Here is a 1,780-nt window from a genome sequence, read left to right on the forward strand (position 1 = left end):
AAAATCCACGCGGCCCTGAAACCCGGCGGCGTGTTCATGGCCTTTCAGGACGGACTGACTCACGAACGAACCCAGCCGGACATGTTCCTGGGCCACTTGGGCACGGCCCTGAGTTCGGGCCAGGCCTTTTATTTCGATCAGGGCGAAATCGCCGCGTCCATGCTGCGAATCGGGTTTCGGTCCGTGCACTCACGCACCGTGACCACGCCCATGGGCGACATGGATCTCGACATCGCGCGCACGGCATGACGCCCGCCCAAAACCACAGGAGAAACCACAATGAACAGACGCACTCTGGCCACCTGGCTCTGCCTGGCGGGCCTCTGCCTCATGGCCGCCCCGGCCCTGGCCGACGATCCCGACGGCCGGGAAATCATGACCATGGCCTATAACCGCGCCGACGGCGAAGATCGGACCTCGACCATGACCATGACCCTCATCAACAAGCGCGGCAGCCAGCGCGTGCGCCAGGTGGAAAGCTGGTCCAAGGACTTTGGCCCGGACCGCAAGTCGGTCATGGTTTTTGACGAGCCCGCCGACGTCCGGGGCACGGCCTATTTGTCCTGGGATTACGAGGAGATCGGCAAGGACGACGACAAATGGTTGTACATGCCGGCCATGAAAAAGGTCCGCCGCATCAGCGGGTCCTCGCGCAACGAGTATTTCATGGGCACGGACTTCACCTACGACGACATGGGCAAGCGGGCCGTGGCCAAGGACACGCACACCCTGATCGGTTCCGAAACCATCCAGGGCCACGACTGCTGGAAAGTCGAATCCGTGCCCGTGGACCCCGAGGATTTGTACACCCTCCGGGTGGTTTGGGTCAGCAAGACCGCGCTCATGACCCTCAAATCCGAGTATTTCGACAAGGACGGCGTGGTGAAAATCTACAACGCCCTGGAATTCAAGGAGCAGGACGGATTTTGGACTCTGCTGCGCTCGGAAATGGACAATGTGTCCCGCGAGCACAAGACCGTCATGGAAGTGGCCTCCATCCGCTACGACGCCGGGCTTGACGACACCTTGTTCCAGGTTTCCGCCATCGAGCGCGGGCGCATCCGGTGACCGGCCATGCATTTCACGGCCATTCTGGCCCTTGTGTTCCTGCTGATGGGCTCCGGATCAGCCTGGGCCGGAGACGAAATTTTGCCGGACTGGCTGCACATTTCGGGCTGGGCCGAGACCATGCAGTCCGTGCGGATCTCCGAACCTCACGACCAGGTGACTTCCAGGGCCAGGCTGCGCCTGGAGGCCGAGGCGGAGCTGGACTGGATCTATGCCTTTGCCTCGGCGGACGCGGAGAAAAACTGGATCATCGACGCGGAAACCGAGGTTGAAATGCATGAACTGTGGCTGGAGCACGCCGGTGACGGCTGGGACGTGCGCGTTGGCCGACAGATCATCATCTGGGGCAAGGCCGACGGGGTGCAGGTCACGGACCTTGTTTCGCCGCCCGACTACACCGAATCCATGACCCGCGATCTGGACGAAATCCGTATGCCCGTGGATGCCATGAAATTGCGCCTCTTGGGGCAATGGTTCGACACGGAATTGATCGTGATTCCGGTTTTCACGGCCGCGGTGCTGCCCGAAGGCGACAACCCCTGGGCCGTGAGCCAGTCCGTGCCCGATTCCGTGCGGATCAGTCAGGATGCGGCCGACGAGCCCTCGGCGAGCTTGGAAAACAGCGAGGTCGCGCTCAAGGTTTCGGCCTATCTGCCGGGCTTCGACGTGGCCGCGTCGGTCTTCCACACCTGGGATGACATGCCCGCCATGC

Annotated in this window: 3 protein-coding genes; all 3 read left to right on the forward strand. The window is 62.1% G+C overall.

Features of this window, described 5'->3' with window-relative positions; all coding sequences use genetic code 11:
• Nucleotides 1-249 (forward strand): methyltransferase type 12 (locus EOL86_14460; GenBank protein NCD26774.1); only part of this gene is annotated, 249 nt, incomplete at its 5' end.
• A 30-nt stretch (nucleotides 250-279) separates the two neighbouring features.
• Nucleotides 280-1,068, forward strand: a complete 789-nt coding sequence (locus tag EOL86_14465; GenBank protein NCD26775.1) for an outer membrane lipoprotein-sorting protein — start codon at nucleotides 280-282, stop codon at nucleotides 1,066-1,068.
• A gap of 6 nt (nucleotides 1,069-1,074) precedes the next feature.
• A partial coding sequence (locus tag EOL86_14470) for a hypothetical protein (GenBank protein ID NCD26776.1) occupies nucleotides 1,075-1,780 on the forward strand: 706 nt, incomplete at its 3' end.

The organism is Deltaproteobacteria bacterium (genome assembly GCA_009930495.1).
Taxonomy (GTDB): Bacteria; Desulfobacterota; Desulfovibrionia; order Desulfovibrionales; family Desulfomicrobiaceae; genus Desulfomicrobium.

Bases quoted from the DNA above. Each gene is read 5' to 3' on its own strand.
- EOL86_14465 (NCD26775.1), top strand. From the start codon at position 280: ATGAACAGACGCACTCTGGCCACCTGGCTCTGCCTGGCGGGCCTCTGC.